This is a genomic window from Denitraticella aggregata (assembly GCF_048158365.1).
Lineage (GTDB): Bacteria > Pseudomonadota > Gammaproteobacteria > Burkholderiales > Rhodocyclaceae > Azoarcus_F.
In genome coordinates, this window is sequence record NZ_JBLLNL010000013.1 from 24,529 (window position 1) to 42,265 (window position 17,737).

At 65.0% G+C, this 17,737-nt stretch carries 17 protein-coding genes; 7 read left to right on the forward strand and 10 right to left on the reverse strand.

Going from position 1 to position 17,737, the window contains the following annotated elements:
* The first annotated feature begins 50 nt into the window (after positions 1-50).
* Positions 51-1,421 carry a membrane-bound lytic murein transglycosylase MltF gene (gene mltF, locus ACKVEX_RS14215; protein WP_473216397.1) on the forward strand — a complete coding sequence of 457 codons (1,371 nt, stop codon included), beginning with the start codon at positions 51-53 and terminating at the stop codon, positions 1,419-1,421.
* A gap of 79 nt (positions 1,422-1,500) precedes the next feature.
* Here the strand turns inward: mltF and serS are convergent, their stop codons facing one another.
* Positions 1,501-2,796 carry a serine--tRNA ligase gene (serS, locus tag ACKVEX_RS14220; protein WP_473216398.1) on the reverse strand — a complete coding sequence of 432 codons (1,296 nt, stop codon included), beginning with the start codon at positions 2,794-2,796 and terminating at the stop codon, positions 1,501-1,503.
* 262 nt (positions 2,797-3,058) lie between these two features.
* On the opposite strand from serS, the gene ACKVEX_RS14225 reads away from it, so the two are divergent.
* Positions 3,059-3,322 (forward strand): hypothetical protein, encoded by a 264-nt coding sequence (locus tag ACKVEX_RS14225; RefSeq protein ID WP_473216399.1) that lies wholly within the window; start codon positions 3,059-3,061, stop codon positions 3,320-3,322.
* A 130-nt stretch (positions 3,323-3,452) separates the two neighbouring features.
* Here ACKVEX_RS14225 and ACKVEX_RS14230 read toward each other — a convergent pair whose 3' ends face one another.
* The 4 genes from ACKVEX_RS14230 to ACKVEX_RS14245 form a co-directional block, all read right to left on the reverse strand.
* Complete coding sequence (locus tag ACKVEX_RS14230) at positions 3,453-4,781, reverse strand: replication-associated recombination protein A (RefSeq protein ID WP_473216400.1); 1,329 nt, start codon at positions 4,779-4,781, stop codon at positions 3,453-3,455.
* Between the two features lie 40 nt (positions 4,782-4,821).
* Positions 4,822-5,460, reverse strand: a complete 639-nt coding sequence (gene lolA / locus ACKVEX_RS14235; RefSeq protein WP_473216463.1) for an outer membrane lipoprotein periplasmic chaperone LolA — start codon at positions 5,458-5,460, stop codon at positions 4,822-4,824.
* A gap of 5 nt (positions 5,461-5,465) precedes the next feature.
* Positions 5,466-7,754, reverse strand: a complete 2,289-nt coding sequence (locus ACKVEX_RS14240; RefSeq protein ID WP_473216401.1) for a DNA translocase FtsK — start codon at positions 7,752-7,754, stop codon at positions 5,466-5,468.
* A gap of 249 nt (positions 7,755-8,003) precedes the next feature.
* Entirely contained in the window at positions 8,004-8,675 is a 672-nt protein-coding gene (locus ACKVEX_RS14245) for a Crp/Fnr family transcriptional regulator (protein ID WP_473216402.1), read from the reverse strand.
* 243 nt (positions 8,676-8,918) lie between these two features.
* Here ACKVEX_RS14245 and trxB point away from each other — a divergent pair, with 243 nt between their 5' ends.
* On the forward strand, positions 8,919-9,872 hold the full coding sequence (gene trxB, locus ACKVEX_RS14250; RefSeq protein WP_473216403.1) for a thioredoxin-disulfide reductase: 954 nt from the start codon (positions 8,919-8,921) through the stop codon (positions 9,870-9,872).
* Positions 9,869-10,906: a Smr/MutS family protein gene (locus ACKVEX_RS14255; RefSeq protein WP_473216404.1), complete on the forward strand. Its 1,038-nt coding sequence runs from the start codon at positions 9,869-9,871 to the stop codon at positions 10,904-10,906. Before trxB ends, ACKVEX_RS14255 begins: the two co-directional genes overlap by 4 nt.
* A 96-nt stretch (positions 10,907-11,002) precedes the next feature.
* On the opposite strand, the gene ACKVEX_RS14260 is transcribed toward ACKVEX_RS14255, so the two are convergent.
* Positions 11,003-11,341: a P-II family nitrogen regulator gene (locus ACKVEX_RS14260; protein ID WP_473216405.1), complete on the reverse strand. Its 339-nt coding sequence runs from the start codon at positions 11,339-11,341 to the stop codon at positions 11,003-11,005.
* A gap of 61 nt (positions 11,342-11,402) precedes the next feature.
* Positions 11,403-13,019, reverse strand: a complete 1,617-nt coding sequence (locus tag ACKVEX_RS14265; protein WP_473216406.1) for an NAD+ synthase — start codon at positions 13,017-13,019, stop codon at positions 11,403-11,405.
* Positions 13,020-13,294: 275 nt separating this feature from the next.
* On the opposite strand from ACKVEX_RS14265, the gene ACKVEX_RS14270 reads away from it, so the two are divergent.
* Positions 13,295-13,696 carry a hypothetical protein gene (locus ACKVEX_RS14270; RefSeq protein WP_473216407.1) on the forward strand — a complete coding sequence of 134 codons (402 nt, stop codon included), beginning with the start codon at positions 13,295-13,297 and terminating at the stop codon, positions 13,694-13,696.
* 228 nt (positions 13,697-13,924) lie between these two features.
* Positions 13,925-15,079 carry a GNAT family N-acetyltransferase gene (locus ACKVEX_RS14275; RefSeq protein ID WP_473216408.1) on the forward strand — a complete coding sequence of 385 codons (1,155 nt, stop codon included), beginning with the start codon at positions 13,925-13,927 and terminating at the stop codon, positions 15,077-15,079.
* A gap of 56 nt (positions 15,080-15,135) precedes the next feature.
* On the opposite strand, the gene ppa is transcribed toward ACKVEX_RS14275, so the two are convergent.
* Complete coding sequence (gene ppa / locus ACKVEX_RS14280; RefSeq protein ID WP_473216409.1) at positions 15,136-15,660, reverse strand: inorganic diphosphatase; 525 nt, start codon at positions 15,658-15,660, stop codon at positions 15,136-15,138.
* A 202-nt stretch (positions 15,661-15,862) separates the two neighbouring features.
* On the opposite strand from ppa, the gene ACKVEX_RS14285 reads away from it, so the two are divergent.
* Positions 15,863-16,663 (forward strand): energy transducer TonB, encoded by an 801-nt coding sequence (locus tag ACKVEX_RS14285; RefSeq protein WP_473216410.1) that lies wholly within the window; start codon positions 15,863-15,865, stop codon positions 16,661-16,663.
* Positions 16,664-16,708: 45 nt separating this feature from the next.
* Here the strand turns inward: ACKVEX_RS14285 and ACKVEX_RS14290 are convergent, their stop codons facing one another.
* Together ACKVEX_RS14290 and ACKVEX_RS14295 are read right to left on the reverse strand one after the other, a co-directional pair.
* Positions 16,709-16,918 carry a heavy-metal-associated domain-containing protein gene (locus ACKVEX_RS14290; protein WP_473216411.1) on the reverse strand — a complete coding sequence of 70 codons (210 nt, stop codon included), beginning with the start codon at positions 16,916-16,918 and terminating at the stop codon, positions 16,709-16,711.
* Between the two features lie 49 nt (positions 16,919-16,967).
* Positions 16,968-17,687, reverse strand: a complete 720-nt coding sequence (locus ACKVEX_RS14295; protein ID WP_473216412.1) for a sulfite exporter TauE/SafE family protein — start codon at positions 17,685-17,687, stop codon at positions 16,968-16,970.
* Positions 17,688-17,737: the final 50 nt, after the last annotated feature.

The following is a 17,737-nucleotide window of genomic DNA, read 5'->3' on the forward strand; positions in this document are numbered from 1 at the left end:
GCCAACGCCTGCGCCTCGCCAGACGTTAGACTTGCGAAATGCGGCGGATCGTGAACATTCTCTTGGTGGTCGGCTGGCTCGCCAGTGTTGCGCCGGGCGAGGCCGCGCCGATCGCCGACCCGTGGAAATCCGGAGAGCTGGTCGTCGCGACCCGCGAGGACGCGATCGCGTATGTCGTGGCCGAGGGTTCGGAGCCGGGCGGTTTCGAGCACGACCTCGTCGTCGAGTTCGCACGCACATTGGACCTGCGTGCGAGATTCGTCGTGTATCCGGACAGCACGCACGCAATGGAAGCCGTGCGCGACGGCGAGGTGCACCTCGCGGCGGCCGGGCTGGCGCTCAATCCGCGCCTGCCGTTGAGCTGGTCCGCGCCGCTGCGTGCGCTCGACTACGTGCTCGTCGCTCGCAGCGACAGCGCCGACGTGGAGGACGAAGCCGACCTGGACGGTCGCCGCGTCAGCGCCCGCCTCGGCGCGCTGCAGACGCAGGCGCTGTCAGACCTGCGCCGGCGCCGCCCCGCGGTCGAACTGGACCTGTCACATCGCGAACGCGACCAGTCTCTGCTCGATCGGCTCGCCGCCGGGGATCTCGATCTGGTGGCGACCGACCGCGCGCACTACGCGCTGGCGGCCCAGATCCATCCGACACTGGAGATCAAGCATGCGTTGCAGTTCAAATCCGCGATCGCGTGGGCGCTGCCCATGAACGGCGATGCGGGACTGGGCGAACAGTTGGCGGCATTCCTGGACGAGGCTGCGTCGAACGGACTGATCGCGCGCATGGCCGACCGCTACTTCGCCCATGTGCGACGCATCGACGAGGCGGATGTCGCGATGTTCCTCGAACGCATGGACGAGCGGCTGCCGCGTTACCACGCCCATTTTCTGGAGGCGCAGACCGAGACCGACATCGACTGGCGCTATCTTGCGGCGATCGCCTATCAGGAGTCGCACTGGGATCCGCTTGCGCGCTCGCGAACCGGGGTGCGCGGCATGATGATGCTGACGTCGGAAACGGCCGACAGCCTGGGCGTGTCGGACAGGCTGAATGCGCGCGAGAGCATTCTGGGGGGTGCGCGCTATCTGGCGAAGCTGCGCGACGCGCTGCCCGAGGAGATCGACGAACCCGACCGTACCTGGATCGCGACCGCGGCCTACAATCTCGGCATGGGTCACATGAACGGCGCCCGCGCGATCGCCCGCGGGCTGGGCAAGGACGACACGTCCTGGTGGGACCTCAAGTCGGTGCTGCCGCTGATGTCGCGGCCGGACTATGCCGCACGGCTGAAGTCCGGTCCCGCCCGCGGCGGCGAGGCGGTGGTGATGACCGAGAACGTGCGCAACTACTACGGCAAGCTGGTGCGCCTGGCCCCCGCCCTCGACGGCGAGCCCGATCGGTCCGCGGTCGGGCTGCGACCCTGACGAGCCGGAAGCGAACCATGCGCCGATCCGCTCCGAGCCGGCCCACTGCCTTTAAGATTCTGGCCGTACAAGCTGCCGCTCAGGCCCGTCGCGTGACCGGCTCGATCCGATCCACGCCGCCCATCCACGGAATCAGCGCCTCGGGCACGACGACCGAACCATCGGCCTGCTGATAGTTTTCAAGCACCGCAACCAGCGTGCGGCCGACCGCGAGTCCGGACCCGTTGAGCGTGTGCAGCAACTCGTTCTTGCCCTGGCTGTTACGCACCCGCGCCTGCATGCGCCTGGCCTGAAAATCGGTGCAGTTCGAGCAGCTCGAGATCTCTCGATAGGTGTTCTGCGCCGGAAGCCAGACCTCCAGATCGTAGGTCTTGGCCGCAGAGAAACCCATGTCGCCGGTGCACAGCACGATCTTGCGGTAGGGTAGCGCCAGCCGCCGAAGAATGCTCTCTGCATGTCCGGTCAGTTCCTCGAGCGCCGCCCAGGAGTGATCGGGATGCTCGATGCGGACCAGTTCCACCTTGTCGAACTGGTGCTGGCGGATCATGCCACGCGTATCGCGTCCGTAACTGCCGGCCTCGGAGCGAAAACAGGGCGTGTGACCGACGAACTTCAGCGGCAGGGCGTCTGCATCCAGCAATTCGCCGCGCACGATATTGGTCACCGGCACCTCGGAGGTCGGAATCAGGAATAAGCGCCCATCCTCCCCGCGCGGCACCGAGAACAGATCCTCCTCGAACTTGGGCAGCTGGCCGGTGCCGAACATCGACGCCTCGTTGACCAGATAGGGTACATAGACCTCGGTGTAGCCATGCTCCCGGGTATGAACGTCGAGCATGAACTGCGCCAACGCCCGATGCAGTCGCGCGACCGGACCACGCATCAGCGCGAACCGGGCGCCGGACAGTTTGACCGCGGTCTCGAAGTCCAGTCCGCCCAGACCCGCGCCGACATCCACATGATCACGGGGCTGGAAGTCGAACACCCGTGGCGTCCCCCAACGCAGGACCTCGACGTTCGCAGACTCGTCGGCCCCGCTCGGCACGCTGTCATGGGGCAGGTTGGGCAAACCCGTCAAGACCGCGTTCACCCGCTCCAGCAGCTTCGCCAGTGCGACCTCGTTCGCCTTGAGTTCCTCGCCCAGGCCACCGACCTCGGCCATCGCCGCGGAGGCGTCCTCCCCCTTGCCTTTGAGCATCCCGATCTGCTTGGACAGGGCATTGCGCCGCGCCTGCAGGTCCTGGGTACGGCTCTGCAGATCCTTGCGCTCGGCCTCGAGCGCCTGAAAATCGGCCGCGTCGAAAACCACCCCTCGGCGCTGTAGCGCAGCGACGACGGATTGGATGTTCGAGCGAAGCAACTGGATATCTAGCATGTGAAACTCCGATGAGGGTTTGTGGTCGGAGGACGACGGAAATTGATGTCAGCGCGGGTTGAAAAACGCCGCTATCCCATTCATTGCACGTAGTTTACCGCTTCGGCGTGGTATTTGCTTCGGTGCCGCCTTACATTATTTATATCAATTGCTTAACGTGTCCCGATACCTAGATATCACTTGTAATCCCCTGCTGTTAGCATAGACTTTTACACAGGGATCAGCGGCGCAAGACCGCAAAAAGACACTGGAGGAGAGCCGCATGCTGTCCATGAGAGATTGCCTTGATTATTGTGATTTGACCGAAGACGAAATCGAGCTGATTGCAGAGCACGAAGACATCCCGGATGTCGCCGCCGCGCAGCTGGTCTGCGGTTTGGTGCAGACGCCGGAAGGGGTTGTCGTATTGACGCGCTACATGTACGAACTCATCGAGCGCGCCAACCGGCGCGGCGACCGCGACAAGGCAGAGCGCGCACGAGCAGTCTGCGCGCGCTTCGTGGCGGATCACCCGATTCGTCATTGATTTCGAAGCCGTATTCGCGGCTTGCGGCGCTCCCTCCCGTAGCGTCCAGGAGCGGCGCAAGCCGCGAATCGGGCGACGTCACGCGCCGAACGGCTCTACAAGCGCTGAATCCGCCTGACGCAGTGCCGTTTCAACTGCCATCGTCCTCCCCCCGGGATCCGCTACTTCGATCCCGCTCTCGAAGTCTTTCCAGTTTAGCGCCGATCTGGCTCTCCAGGCCGCGATCGGCCGGCCGATACCAGCCCGGTTCGGTCATGCCGTCGGGGAGATAGGTTTCGCCCGCCGCGTAGGCATCCGGCTCGTCGTGTGCATAACGATAGTCGTGTCCGTAACCCAGGTTCTTCATCAATCGGGAGGGCGCATTGCGCAGATGCAGCGGAACCGGGCGCGACGCGTCCGCGGCCACGAACTTGCGCGCCGCACTGTAGGCCTTGTACACCGCATTCGACTTGGCCGCGCACGCGAGAAAGACCGTCGCCTGCGCCAGGGCCAGCTCACCCTCGGGCGAACCCAGCCGCTCGTATGCCTTGCACGCGTTCAGCGTGATCTCGAGCGCGCGCGGATCGGCCAGCCCGATGTCCTCGCTCGCCATGCGGACCAGCCGCCGCCCCAGATAGTGCGGATCCATCCCGCCGTCGAGCATGCGGCAGAGCCAGTACAGCGCCGCATCCGGATGGGAACCGCGTACCGACTTGTGCAGGGCCGAGATCTGGTCGTAGAAGGCTTCTCCACCCTTGTCGAAGCGTCGCAGCTTGCTGGCCAGCGTCTCGTCCAGAAACGCCGGCGTGACCGGGTTGACCCCCGCGGTACTGGCGGCGATCTGCACCTGTTCGACCAGATTCATCAGTCGCCGCGCATCGCCGTCCGCGAAGCCGATCAGGCGTTCCCGGGCCGCCTCGTCGAAACGCAGATCGGGACAGGCCAGCGCACAGGCACGCAGGAACAGGTCGGCCAGCGCCTGGTCGTCCAGCGGTTCGAGCACATACACGGCGGCACGCGACAGCAGCGCGGAATTGACCTCGAAAGACGGATTCTCGGTGGTCGCACCGATCAGCGTGACCACGCCCTGCTCCACATACGGCAGGAACGCGTCCTGCTGGGCCTTGTTGAAACGATGGACCTCGTCGACGAACAGAATGGTGTGGCGCCCGCGCACGCGTGCCGCCTGCGCCTGTGCCACCGCGTCGCGGATGTCCTTGACGCCCGAAAAGACCGCCGACAGCGAGATGAAATCGGCGTCGAAGGCCCGTGCGGTGAGCCGTGCGAGCGTGGTCTTGCCGACCCCCGGCGGTCCCCACAGAATCATCGAGTGCAGCTTGCCGGACTCGAAGGCCAGCCTCAACGGCTTTCCGGGGCCGAGCAGATGATGCTGGCCGACGACTTCGTCGAGGCGGGTCGGACGCAAGCGCTCGGCGAGGGGCGCGTCCGCCGGTTGCTCCGGCTCGAAGAGATCCGTCATGGCCAGCTCGGTGAAGGTGTGATGGTCGGGGCGACGCCGCTCAGTCGCCGATCACGTCGGCGCCCGGCGGCGGCTCGAAGCGGAACATCGAGGCCGGCTGCGGCACGCCGGTATTCAGCTCGACGAAATCGATGACCGTCGTCTGGCCGAAGTGGTCGCGCAGCTCCATGCGCCTGAGCAGCCCATCGACCAGACCGATGCGCATGCTCTCGAAGCCGCTGTCGGCCTGACGCGGCATTGCGAGCACCCAGTCGAGCGCGTCGGACCGTCCGGCCTCGGACAACTCGAAGTCCCGCTCCAAGGCCCCGTCACCGGCGAGTATCGCCGCGGGCGTACTGCCCAGCGCATCGCCCAGCGTTCTGACGGTGACCTGATTCAGATCCTGATCCCATATCCACAGCCGCTCACCATCGCTGACCAGCAGCTGTGGGTAGGGCGAATCGTAGGTCCAGCGGAAACGCCCGGGACGTTCGAACGCGAAACGTCCGCTGGCGATCTGCGGGCGGCGCCCCGAGCTGGCGGTGACGACCTGCTGGAACGCGCCGCTCGCGCTGGCGGCATTGGCCATAAAGTGGCGCAGTTGCGCGATGCCGGTTTCGGCGGCCTCGACCGTCGCGACTGCAAAGATCACCAGCAAACCGCAGGCCAGGCCGAAGACGATCCGGCCGACCGGACGCATCGGATTCACTCGCCGTCCCTCGCCGGGGCGATGACTTCACGGTTGCCGTTGGTGCCCATCGCCGAGACCAGACCGGCCCGTTCCATCTGCTCGATCAGGCGTGCCGCCCGGTTGTACCCGATGCGAAGATGACGCTGGACCAGCGAGATCGACGGCCTGCGCGTCTTCAGCACGACCTCGACCGCCTGATCGTACATCGGGTCGGCCTCCGCATCGCCGCCATCGACGCCGCCGGTCACGCCCGCCTCGGCCTCCTCCTCGGCGGCCGACAGGATGCCTTCGACATAGTCCGGCGGACCGAGCCGCTTCAGGTGGTCGACCACCTTGTGCACCTCCTCGTCGGCCACGAAGGCGCCGTGCACCCGAACCGGCAGCCCGGTCCCCGGTGCGAGATAGAGCATGTCGCCCATGCCGAGCAGGGTTTCGGCCCCCATCTGGTCGAGGATGGTGCGTGAATCGATCTTGGACGAGACCTGGAACGCGATCCGTGTGGGCACGTTGGCCTTGATCAGACCCGTGATCACGTCCACGGACGGACGCTGTGTGGCCAGGATCAGGTGAATGCCGGCGGCGCGGGCCTTCTGCGCGAGACGCGCGATCAGTTCCTCAACCTTCTTGCCGACCACCATCATCATGTCGGCCAGTTCGTCCACGACGACGACGATGTGCGGCAGGGTCTCGAGCGGCTCGGGATTGTCCGGCGTGATCGTGAATGGATTGGTCAGCGGCTTCTCGGCCTTGGCGGCATCGGTGACCGCCTTGTTGAAACCGGCCAGGTTGCGCACCCCGACCGCCGCCATCAGCTTGTAGCGCTTGTCCATCTCGGTCACACACCAGTTCAGCGCATTGGCCGCATGCTTCATGTCGGTGACGACCGGCGCGAGCAGATGCGGAATCCCCTCGTAGATCGACAGCTCCAGCATCTTGGGGTCGACCATGATCAGGCGGACCTTCTCCGGCTCGCTCTTGTACAGCAGGGACAGGATCATCGCGTTGATGCCGACCGACTTGCCCGAACCGGTGGTGCCGGCCACCAGCAGGTGAGGCATCTTGGCCAGGTCGGCGACCACCGGCTGACCGCCGATATCCTTGCCGAGCGCGACGGTCAGTGCCGAATGCATGTTGTGGTAGGCCTTGGAGCCGAGTATTTCGGACAGGCGCACGACCTGGCGCTTGGGATTCGGGAGCTCGAAGGCCATGCAGGACTTGCCCGGCACGGTCTCCACGACCCGGATCGACACCAGCGACAAGGCCCGCGCCAGATCCTTGCTGAGGTTGACCACCTGGCTGCCCTTGACCCCGGTCGCCGGTTCGATCTCGTAGCGCGTGACCACCGGGCCCGGGTAAGCGGCGACCACCTTGACCTCGACACCGAAGTCGGCCAGCTTGGTCTCGATCAGCCGGGACGTGAATTCCATGGATTCGGCCGACGGCGGCTCGACCTCGCCCGAGGGCTGGTCGAGCAGGGCGAGCGGCGGGAGCATCCCGTCGCCCATGTCGGCGAACAAGGTCTGCTGGCGCTCCTTGTCGATGCGCTCCGATTTGGGCACGGTGGCCACCGCAGGCTCGATGCGAAGGGGCTTGGCCGGCGCGGTCTCGGTCTTGCGCCGTTTGGTCTCCACCACGGCCTCACGTTTCTGCGCGACCTGACGGCCTGCGCGGCGATCCTGCCACTTGTACCAGGTCGCCACCGCGCCCAGCCACAGCCTTTCGAGCCAGGCGCCGAAGCGTTCGATCACCGACAGCCACGAAACGCCCGAGAACAGGCTCAGACCGGACGCCAGCAGCGCGAGCAGCAACAGCGTCCCGCCGGTGAAACCGAAGTAGCGCTGCACGAGTTTGCCGAGTTCGACCCCGACCAGACCGCCGGGTGCCAGCGGCACATTCGCGCCATGGGTATGAAAGCGCAGCGCCTCGATCGCGCTGCTCGCGAGCAGCACCACCAGGAAGCCGGCCATGATGATGAAGAAGGATCGCCGGTCGGCCTGCAGCTCATGGCGCAGGCGGCGAACCCCCCATACCAGGCCGTATCCGAGGAAGACCACCCACCACCATGCCGACACGCCGAACAGGTAGTACAACAGATCGGCGAGCCAGGCGCCGAAGCGCCCGCCCGGATTGGCCACGCGGGAGACTTCCGCCGCATGAGACCAGCCCGGATCTGCCTGGCTGTATCCGAGCAGGATCAACCCCACGTAGAGGGACATCACGCCCAGGATCAGCCAGCGCGCCTCCTGCAGCAGCAGCGAGATCTTTTCGGGCAGCGGTTGGGAACGGGAACTGGTACGAGACAAAGTCGGCAATGGGTCCGGACCCTGGGAAACGTCGGCGCCAGATTATATTCGATACGCCGGACCGGGGGTTGCAACAGACTGTTAGGGCCTGTTCTCATTCGCGCCGGCGGTCGCGCCCGGGTCAAATGGCTCGCAGATCAAGGCGCGGCGACGCAGCAAGACTGGACGTCCTTCAAGGCGCCGTAACGCCGAGACGCGGGCCATTTGACCCGGGCCCTGTGAGTGGGCCAGCGCGAATGAGAGCGGGTTCTAGACGTCCTGCAGCCGCTCGCGCAGCACGATGCCGTGAGCGGTCTCCTCGATCAGGCCCTGCACGCTCAGGTCCTTCATCACGCGGCTGACCATCTCGCGCGACGCACCGATCATCTTCGCGATGTCCTGCTTGGTGATCTTGCTCAACACCAGCGTCTGACCGTCGACCTCTTCCGACATCTCGATCAGCAGGCGCGCCACGCGACCGTAGACATCCATCAGCGCAAGGCTCTCGATCTTGCGATCGGCATTGCGCAGGCGATCGGCGAGATTGCACATCATGCGCCAGGCCACTTCGAAGTTGTCGTGCATCAGGTGGCGGAAGTCGCTCTTGGAGACCATGATCAGGTCCGACGGCACCACCGACACGACCGAAGCCGAGCGCGGCTGCTCACCGAACATGCCCATCTCGCCGAACAGTTCCCCCTGGCCCAGGATGCTGAGAATGACCTCGCGTCCGTCCTCGTCGCTGACGATGACCTTCAGACTGCCGGTCAGCACGAAATACACGAAATCCGTGTGGTCGCCAGCCAGCACGACCGCCTGGCCGCGTGGGAACCGCCGCATGGTCGCCGTCCGGGCGATGGCGTCGAGCGTCGCTTCCGGCAAGCCATGGAAGAGCGCGAAGGTTTTCAGTGCGGTCGTCGAAACGGCTGAAGATTGGGTCATGGCGGCTCCAGAGATCGCGTGATCGGCGGATCAGAATGAGGGGACGGTGTCCATGCAAAACGTCACAAAGTATAGACCAAGGCCGGGCGCAACTGGCACAGTCCGGAAGCGGCGCGGGACCGGGCGTACGAACGGGCCGACGGACGGCGCCCGATTGCGGCCCCCAATGGAGAGCATTGGTAGGGAAGCCGACCCCCTCCGCTATAATCGGCTCATCGCTTCGCACACAGGAAACTATCGACCATGAGCGTCAAACATGCCCGTCTGATCATTCTCGGTTCCGGTCCGGCCGGGTATACGGCCGCCGTCTATGCCGCGCGTGCCAACCTGAATCCGGTGCTGATCACCGGCCTCGCACAGGGCGGACAACTGATGACCACCACCGACGTGGACAACTGGCCGGCCGACGCCGACGGCGTACTTGGCCCCGACCTGATGGCGCGCTTCCAGCGTCATGCCGAGCGCTTCGACACCGAGATGATCTTCGATCACATCCATACCGTGAAGCTCGTTGAACGACCCTTCAAGCTGGTCGGAGACGCGGGCGAATACACCTGCGACGCACTGATCATCGCGACCGGCGCGACTGCGAAATATCTGGGCATTCCTTCCGAGGAAAAGTTCGCCGGTCGCGGCGTGTCGGCATGCGCCACCTGCGACGGCTTCTTTTACAAGAATCAGGACGTGGCGGTCATCGGCGGCGGCAACACGGCGGTCGAGGAGGCGCTCTATCTTGCCAACATCGCGCGCAAGGTCACCGTCGTGCATCGCCGCCAGACCTTCCGCGCCGAGAAGATACTGATCGACAAGATGATGGAGAAGGTCGCCGCAGGAAAGATCGAACTCGCCCTCGACGCGACGCTGGACGAGATCCTGGGGGACGCCAGCGGCGTGACCGGCATGCGCATTCGCAGCACGCTGGATGATTCGACGCGCGACGTCGCGCTGCAGGGCGTCTTCATCGCGATCGGCCACAAGCCCAATACCGACATCTTCGAAGGACAGCTCGACATGGAAGGCGGCTACATCGTCACCCAGGCTGGCCGGGAGGGCAATGCGACGGCGACCAGCATTCCCGGCGTGTTCGCCGCCGGTGACGTGCAGGACCACATCTACCGCCAGGCGGTGACGTCGGCCGGGACAGGCTGCATGGCGGCGCTCGATGCCGAGCGTTACCTGGACGCCCTGCAGCCGTGACCCGCCGACCGGTCCGCTCCGCGGCGAGGACCGGTCGAAACGGGACCGGACTGGACGGACTCGCCAAACTGCGCGGCAGGCTCGAGGCCCGCGCGGAATCCACCCCGCGCAAGGCCGGACCGGATCGGCCAGTCGCCTCCCCGGCAGAGGCCGCGGACGACGGACTCACGCTGTTTCATGCCGCGGTCGGCGATGTCGAGCCGCTCAGGCGCGAACCCCGTGCCGAGATCGACCGTCCCAGACCCGCACCGGTGCCGCGCAGCCCGACCGCGCCTGTCGAGGTCGACGCCAGGGTTGATGCGCCAGGACGCGCCGATCCGGTCGAAGACGAACTGGCGCTCTTTCTGGCCAGCATGCAGGATGTGTTGCCGCTCAAGCACGACGACCGTGCCGAAACCGGCAATGGTGCAGCCGGGCGGGGGCGCCGGCGCCCGGGCGCGCCGGACCGTCCCGACATCGACCTCGCCGCCTTGCTGCCGGCGCCGTCCGAAAGCCTCAGCGCCGAAGAATTGTTTCAGTGGGCCATCCGCGGCGCGCAGCCGATCGATATACGCAACCGTGCGGAAGTTAGCCGGCCGGGGCCCGCGCCGGTGCCGCTGAAGCGCGACGAGGACGAGCAGGCGGCACTGCGTGAAACGATGCAAGCTCCGTTGAGTCTGGAGGACAGACTCGAGATGGGGGACGAGGCGGCCTTTCTGCGTCCCGGGCTGCCGAGACGGGTTCTGACCGATCTTCGCCGCGGCCGCTGGGTTCGGCAGGCCGAGCTCGATCTGCATGGACTCAATCGCGAACAGGCGCGCAAAACGCTGGCCGAGTTTCTGGCAGCCTGCCTGCTGCGCGGACACCGGTGCGTGAGGATCATCCACGGCAAGGGGCTGGGCTCGCCCGGAAAGGAGTCGATCCTGAAGCGTCTCGCACGCGGCTGGCTCGCGCAACGCGACGAAATCCTCGCGTTCTGCCAGGCCAGTCCGAACCAGGGGGGTGCAGGCGCATTGATGGTGTTGCTGCGCGGACGAAGCGCCGACCGCCACTGACGAACCGGCCGAGTGCCGCCCATCGTGCGCGCCGGGCGCGAATCTCAGGCCGGCGCGATGGGCTGCGTCACGCGCTAGCGAAGAGCCGGCCTGCGCTCAGATCGCGTCTTCGTTGATCTCACCGGTACGGATGCGCACCACCTGCTCAACCGGCATCACGAAGATCTTGCCGTCGCCGATCTTGCCGGTGCGGGCCGCCTTGACGATCGCCTCGACCGCCTGGTCCACCAGGTCGTCACCGAGCACGATCTCGACCTTGACCTTGGGTAGAAAATCGACGACGTACTCCGCCCCCCGATAGAGTTCGGTATGCCCCTTCTGGCGCCCGAACCCCTTGACCTCGGTGACCGTCAGCCCGTTGATGCCGACTTCGGACAGGACCTCGCGTACCTCGTCGAGCTTGAACGGCTTGATGACGGCTTCGATCTTCTTCATTCGCTTCTCCTGGATACAAGACCACCGCTGAACTGGAAACGCCCCGGGTATTTCCGGGGGTTCAATACTCGTCCTGATACCGCGATGTTATCGGATAACGCCAGTCCCTGCCGAATCCGCGCCGGGTCACGCGAATGCCGACCGGCGCCTGGCGCCGCTTGTATTCGTTGCGCTTGAGCATGCCGACCGTCCGCTTCACGTCGGCTTCCGGATAACCGCGCGCGACGATCTCGCGCGGAGACTCGTCCCGTTCCATGTAGGCCTCGATGATCGCATCCAGCACATCATAGGGCGGCAGGGAGTCCTGATCGGTCTGGTCCGGTTTCAGCTCTGCCGACGGCGCACGCGTGATGATGTTCTCGGGGATGACCGGGCTTACGGTGTTGCGCCACACCGACAGGCGATACACGAAGGTCTTGTACAGGTCCTTGAGCACCGCGAACCCGCCGGCCATGTCGCCATAGAGCGTCGCATAGCCGGTGGCCATCTCGCTCTTGTTGCCGGTGGTCAGCACGATAGCGCCGGTCTTGTTGGACAGCGCCATCAGGATCATGCCGCGGATGCGGCTCTGCAGGTTCTCCTCGGTCGCATCCGGCGGCAATCCCGCGAACTCCGATTCGAGCAGACTGGCGAAGGTCCGCATGGCCGGCTCGATCGCGATCTCGTCGTAGCGCACACCCAGGCGCGCGACCATGTCCCGCGAATCGTCCAGACTCATCTGCGCTGTGTAGGGCGAAGGCATCATCACCGCCCGGACCCGTTCCGCGCCCAGCGCGTCCACCGCGATGCTCAGTGTCAGCGCCGAGTCGATCCCGCCCGACAAGCCAATGATCGCGCCCGGGAACCCGTTCTTTCCGAGGTAATCGCGCACGCCCGCCTGCAGCGCCAGATAGACCTCCTCCTCGACGCTTCGCTCCGGCGCGACCTCGGTGTCGCGCCACCGCCCATCCTGGTATCGGACCAGATCCAGTCGCTCCTCGAAGGACGGCGCCCGGTAGGCCAGTCTCCCGTCGGCGTCCAGTGCGAACGAGCCGCCGTCGAACACCAGTTCGTCCTGCCCACCGATCATGTTGCAGTAAAGGATCGGCAGCCGGTTCTCCTCCACGCGGCCGCGCACGACCGCGAGCCTGCGACGCGGCTTCTCGGTGTCGAAGGGGGACGCATTCAGGCCCAGCAGCAACTCGGCACCGGCCTCCCGTGCTTGCCGGACCGGCGCTGGCGCCCACAAGTCCTCACAGATGCCCAATCCGATCCGCAGGCCGCCGAGTTCGAACACGCAGGCATCGCGCCCCGCCGAGAAATAGCGTTCTTCGTCGAAGACCTGGTAATTGGGCAACAGCTGTTTCCGATAGGTCGCCACCACCGCGCCGTCGATGACGACCGAAGCGGCGTTGAAATAGCCGCCCTCGCCCGCCTCCGGGTAACCGATCACCAGCGCGACCCCGCGCACCTCGGACGCGATGCGATCGAGTTCACGTCGGCAGGCCCGATAGAAATCCGGGCGCAGCAGCAGATCCTCGGGCGGGTAGCCGGACAGCGCCAGTTCCGGCGTGAGCAGCAGGTCCGCACCGGCCTCGCGCGCCTGCACGACGGCCCGGATGATACGGTCGGCGTTGGCGGCGAGATCCCCCACCGTGAAATTGAGCTGAGCGACAGCGATGGAAAGCGTTCTGTTCATGGACGCAACTATACCGGTTAGGGACGCGGCCCGCGTGAAGTCGGGGCTATCGCTCGGATGCAATCATTGCACAGTCTCGGTGGACAAGCCTGTGGATAAGGACCGGAAAGCGCATTGCATCGCATGCGCGGCCTGCCTGACACATGCCTGCTCAAGATTTGGGCACCAATCACCTGCGCGAGTCGCGACCGCGACACGCCGGACGGCAAATCCTCTACTTTTTCAAGCAAAAAAGGCATAAAATCAGGCAGCACTTCGCCAATGGAGTCCCCCCCATGAAACACTCTTCAATGCTTGCGACGCTGGCCGCTCTTGCGCTTCTCACTGCAGGGACCGCCCAGTCCACCGGAACGAATGCCGTTTCGGTCAAAGCCGATGGCGAAAAGTCGATCAGAGTGTCGTCAGACGGTCAGCTCGATTTCGACCTGACCAGCGGCGACTACGTGTGCGAATGGGGTCTGCGCGTGAGGGTCGAACGGGAGCTGACTGCTGGCAAACAGATCCAGATCGGCTGGAACGGCGGTCGATATCAGCTCGAGCGCGACCCATCGTTCTCGGGCCTGCCGCGCTTCGAGGACAGGGCCAACGGACTGGTCTGGATCGACCTGCCGTGGAAGGGCGTGCTGCTCGACGGCAAGACCTACAAGCCCCTCGCGAACGACTGCAAGACTGCCTGAAGGGTCGAACCGCTGTGCGCGCATCCAGGCGCACTCGATTGCCAAGGTACAGCGAGAGAGGGTTATTCACAGGCGACTCGGAAAACCTTGTGGATAAGTGCCTGAAAACCGATCGAGCGCCTTCATCTGCAAGGCCTTTTTGCCACCGCCCGGAATTAGGGCAGACGAAAAACCATTGTCCGACGCGGCTGTCAATGCCGAGACCCCGATCATGAGGCCCGGCATAACGTGGTATCCCCCTACCGCCTGCGCATCGTCGAACGACTGTCCGACATCGATGCGGCTAGCTGGAACGCGCTTGCAGGCGAACAGGCCTGCCTTTCTCACGCATTTCTGGCAACCCTCGAGGACACCGGCTGCGTCGGTGGCGACACTGGCTGGATCCCGCATCATCTGACGCTGTGGCTGGGCGATGAGCTGGTCGCCGCGATGCCGCTATACGAGAAACGCCATTCCTACGGCGAATACGTGTTCGATTGGGCCTGGGCCGACGCCTACGCCCGTCATGGTCTGGCCTATTATCCAAAGCTGCTGTGCGCCATTCCTTTCACGCCGGTTCCTGGCGCGCGCCTGATCGGCCGTGACGACGCGTCCCGTCGGGCATTGCTGGAGGCCGCGCTGGCCGTGACCGAAGCCAGCGACGTGTCCTCGATTCATTTTCTGTTTCCGACAGATGGCGAACGGGCCTGGCTGGAGACGGCCGGCCTGTCGATCCGCCGCGGGGTCCAGTTCCACTGGTTCAACTCCGGCTACGCCGGTTTCGACGATTTCCTGAGCCGCCTCAATCACGACAAGCGCAAGAAAATCCGCCAGGAGCGCAGACGCGCTCAGTCGCACGGCCTGCGCTGCGAATGGCTGGAGGGTCATCGCGCGAGTGCGTCCGACTGGGCGTTCTTCTATCGCTGCTACGCGGGCACCTATGCGCTGCACCGTTCGACGCCCTACCTCACACCGGACTTCTTCCGCATGCTCGCTGCCCGGGCGCCCGCGACGGTGCGGCTTCTGATCGCGCGCAGGGGTGATCAACCGATCGCCGCCGCCTTCTACCTGTGTGACGCGAACACGCTGTACGGCCGCTACTGGGGGTCGACCGAACATCTGCCCTTTCTGCACTTCGAACTGTGCTATTACCAGGCCATCGAATACTGCATCGCTAAGGGCTTGTCGCGCTTCGAAGGCGGCGCGCAGGGGGAACACAAACTGTCCAGGGGGCTCGAGCCGGTCGTGACACGATCGGCTCACTGGATTCGCGATCCGCGCTTCCGGGACGCGGTCGATCGCTTTCTGGCGCGGGAAACCGAAGGGATAGCCTTCTACCTCGACGAACTGTCCGAGCGGACTCCCTTTCGTCGGACGCAGCCGGAAGACGACTCAGCGAAATGAATGGGGCCCGCTTGCGGCGGGCCCCGGTCACCTCGTCAGGGTCGGATCGACCGCCCTCAGCCGGCGTTCTTGATGCCGTCCAGGATTTCCTGCTTGGCGTCTTCGACCGTCCCCCAGCCAACGACCTTGACCCATTTGCCCGGCTCCAGATCCTTGTAGTGCTCGAAGAAATGCACGGTCTGCTTCATAAGCAGTTCCGGCAGATCGTCTATGGTCTGAACCTTGTCGTACAAGGGCGTGAGCTTGGACACCGGCACTGCGACGACCTTGGCGTCCATGCCGGACTCGTCCTCCATCTTCAGCACACCAACCGGGCGGCATCGAATCACCACGCCCGGCAACAGCGGAAATGGCGTGACGACCAGCACATCGACCGGGTCGCCATCGCCGGCGATCGTGTGCGGCACATAGCCGTAATTGATCGGATAACGCATCGAGGTGCCCATGAAGCGGTCCACATACACGGCGCCGCTTTCCTTCTCGACCTCGAACTTGATCGGATCGGCCTGAGCCGGGATCTCGATGATGACGTTGATATCGTTCGGTACGTCCTTGCCTGCCTTGACCAGATCGAAACTCATACACCCCTCCCATGCAAAATGTGGTGCGAATTATAAGGGCAAACCCGGGCTTCAGGCTGCGTTGTCGCCGCACGCTCATTCGGAATCGGGCTCGGCCTGCCCCCACGCATCGGTTCGGGATGCCGACGACAGGGTAAACTTCCAGGCCATGGACCAGCGCGCCAGCCATCCCTCGCCGACTCCCGAGACCGAAATCCAGGCCATGCGCGGACGAGCCCGGGTCAAATGGGGCTGGCTGCTGCTCGTGATCGCTGCGCATGCGGCTGGCCTGGTCGCGCTGTCACGGCTGGACCGACTGTCGGACCTGTCGGACCGCGGCGGCGGGGGTGCGATCACGGTGAGCCTGCTGGACAGGCAGGCGCCGGCGCCTGCCCCGACGGAACACACCGAACCCGACGGCGCGACCCCATCCGATACCAATGATGTGGATATGACGCCACAACCCGAGCCACAACCCGAGCCACAACCCGAGCCACAACCCGAGCCACAACCCGAGCCACAACCCGAGCCACAACCCGAGCCGCAGGCGCTACCACAACCTCCGCAACGCCCTGCACCGACACCGCCTGCCGCGGCGGTTCGGCAGCCCGATTCGCCGGCCGAAACGCCGCCAGCCGCCAGGTCGCAGGAACGGCTTGCGGAATCGACCGGGCCTGTCGAGGCGCTGCAGCCCGCCATGGTGTCCCCGAACGCGTTGCCGGATGCGGAACGTGTCGATCAACGGTCTGCACGGTTCGACGCCGCCTATCTGCGCAACCCGGCACCCGCCTATCCGGGCGTGTCACGCAGGCGGGGTGAGGAAGGCACGGTGGTGCTGCGCGTTCGGGTCATGTCGGACGGGCGTCCGACCACGATCGAGATCGCACGCAGCAGCGGACATCAACGGCTTGACCGAGCGGCGCGGGAGACGGTTCAAAAATGGCGGTTCGAACCCGCCCGGGAGGGCGGCAAGGCGGCAGACAGCTGGGTGCAGGTGCCGATCATGTTCCGTCTGGAACGCTGAATGGCTCGCTCCTGTGGGCAATGCGGAGCGAGATCGGGTCTCCTGTCACTCCTGCGAGTCGAACCCGGCGTCGGTCACGGCCTGGCGCAGATCGTCCACGGTGACACTGCCCGGATCGTAGGAAACCTTCGCCACGCCGTCATCCAGCGAAACCTCGGCATCGGTCACTCCTGGAAGGGCCTTGAGCACACCGGTCACATTGCGGACACAGCCACCACAGCTCACGCCCGAAACCTTGATCGTCACTTCTGTCATGGAAGCACACTCCAATCGAATGAAACCGGTCATTGCCCCGTGGCGGGGATCATACCTCACACACCACACCACTCCAAAGAAGCCCGCCCAGCGTAGGGGCATGATAGAGCCCGAACAGACCGAAGCCGAGTACCAGCATCCCTGCAGCGAAACGCACCCGCGTGTTGCGCGTGATGTCTCTGAACCGCTTGAAAAGCAGTCCTGCCAGCATAAGGTTGGGCAGCGTGCCGAGCCCGAAGGCGAGCATCATGCCGGCACCACGTGTTGCCGAACCGGTCAGCAATGCGGTCGTCAGCACACTGTAGACCAGCCCGCAGGGCAGAAACCCCCACAGCAGTCCGAGCGGCAAGGCCTGGCCGACATGGCGTGCCGGCAGGAAACGGCGGGTCAGCGGCTGGATGCGCCGCCATACATTGTGGCCGGCGCGTTCGACCGGCGCCAGAAGCTGCGTGAATCCGGTGAGGTAGAGTCCGAGCGCGATCAACATCAGATTGGCGAGCACGTAGAGCGTCATCTGCACCGGCAGCACGTCGTTGAACAGCAGGCCGGCGGTCCCGATCGCGCCCATTACCGCGCCCATCATCACGTAGGTCGTGATCCGTCCAATGTTGTACGCGAGGTGGATCGGCCACTGCGGCGCGGACTGACCGGGCATGCGCACCGGTGCCTGTACCGACAGCGCGCCCACGATGCCGCCGCACATGCTGACACAGTGCGTCCCGCCGAGCAGTCCGATGAGGAAGAAAGCGATGTAGCCGGTTTCAGGCATTCGGGCGGGGTGGCGCAGGCCGTGTTGAGTTGATCGATGCCGGACGTAGA

Coding starts and splice junctions, on each gene's coding strand:
- serS (WP_473216398.1), bottom strand. CDS start 2,796: ATGCTAGATATCCAGTTGCTTCGCTCGAACATCCAATCCGTCGTCGCT.
- ACKVEX_RS14225 (WP_473216399.1), top strand. CDS start 3,059: ATGCTGTCCATGAGAGATTGCCTTGATTATTGTGATTTGACCGAAGAC.
- ACKVEX_RS14230 (WP_473216400.1), bottom strand. CDS start 4,781: ATGACGGATCTCTTCGAGCCGGAGCAACCGGCGGACGCGCCCCTCGCC.
- lolA (WP_473216463.1), bottom strand. CDS start 5,460: ATGCGTCCGGTCGGCCGGATCGTCTTCGGCCTGGCCTGCGGTTTGCTG.
- ACKVEX_RS14245 (WP_473216402.1), bottom strand. CDS start 8,675: ATGACCCAATCTTCAGCCGTTTCGACGACCGCACTGAAAACCTTCGCG.
- trxB (WP_473216403.1), top strand. CDS start 8,919: ATGAGCGTCAAACATGCCCGTCTGATCATTCTCGGTTCCGGTCCGGCC.
- ACKVEX_RS14260 (WP_473216405.1), bottom strand. CDS start 11,341: ATGAAGAAGATCGAAGCCGTCATCAAGCCGTTCAAGCTCGACGAGGTA.
- ACKVEX_RS14265 (WP_473216406.1), bottom strand. CDS start 13,019: ATGAACAGAACGCTTTCCATCGCTGTCGCTCAGCTCAATTTCACGGTG.
- ACKVEX_RS14270 (WP_473216407.1), top strand. CDS start 13,295: ATGAAACACTCTTCAATGCTTGCGACGCTGGCCGCTCTTGCGCTTCTC.
- ppa (WP_473216409.1), bottom strand. CDS start 15,660: ATGAGTTTCGATCTGGTCAAGGCAGGCAAGGACGTACCGAACGATATC.
- ACKVEX_RS14285 (WP_473216410.1), top strand. CDS start 15,863: ATGCGCGGACGAGCCCGGGTCAAATGGGGCTGGCTGCTGCTCGTGATC.
- ACKVEX_RS14290 (WP_473216411.1), bottom strand. CDS start 16,918: ATGACAGAAGTGACGATCAAGGTTTCGGGCGTGAGCTGTGGTGGCTGT.
- ACKVEX_RS14295 (WP_473216412.1), bottom strand. CDS start 17,687: ATGCCTGAAACCGGCTACATCGCTTTCTTCCTCATCGGACTGCTCGGC.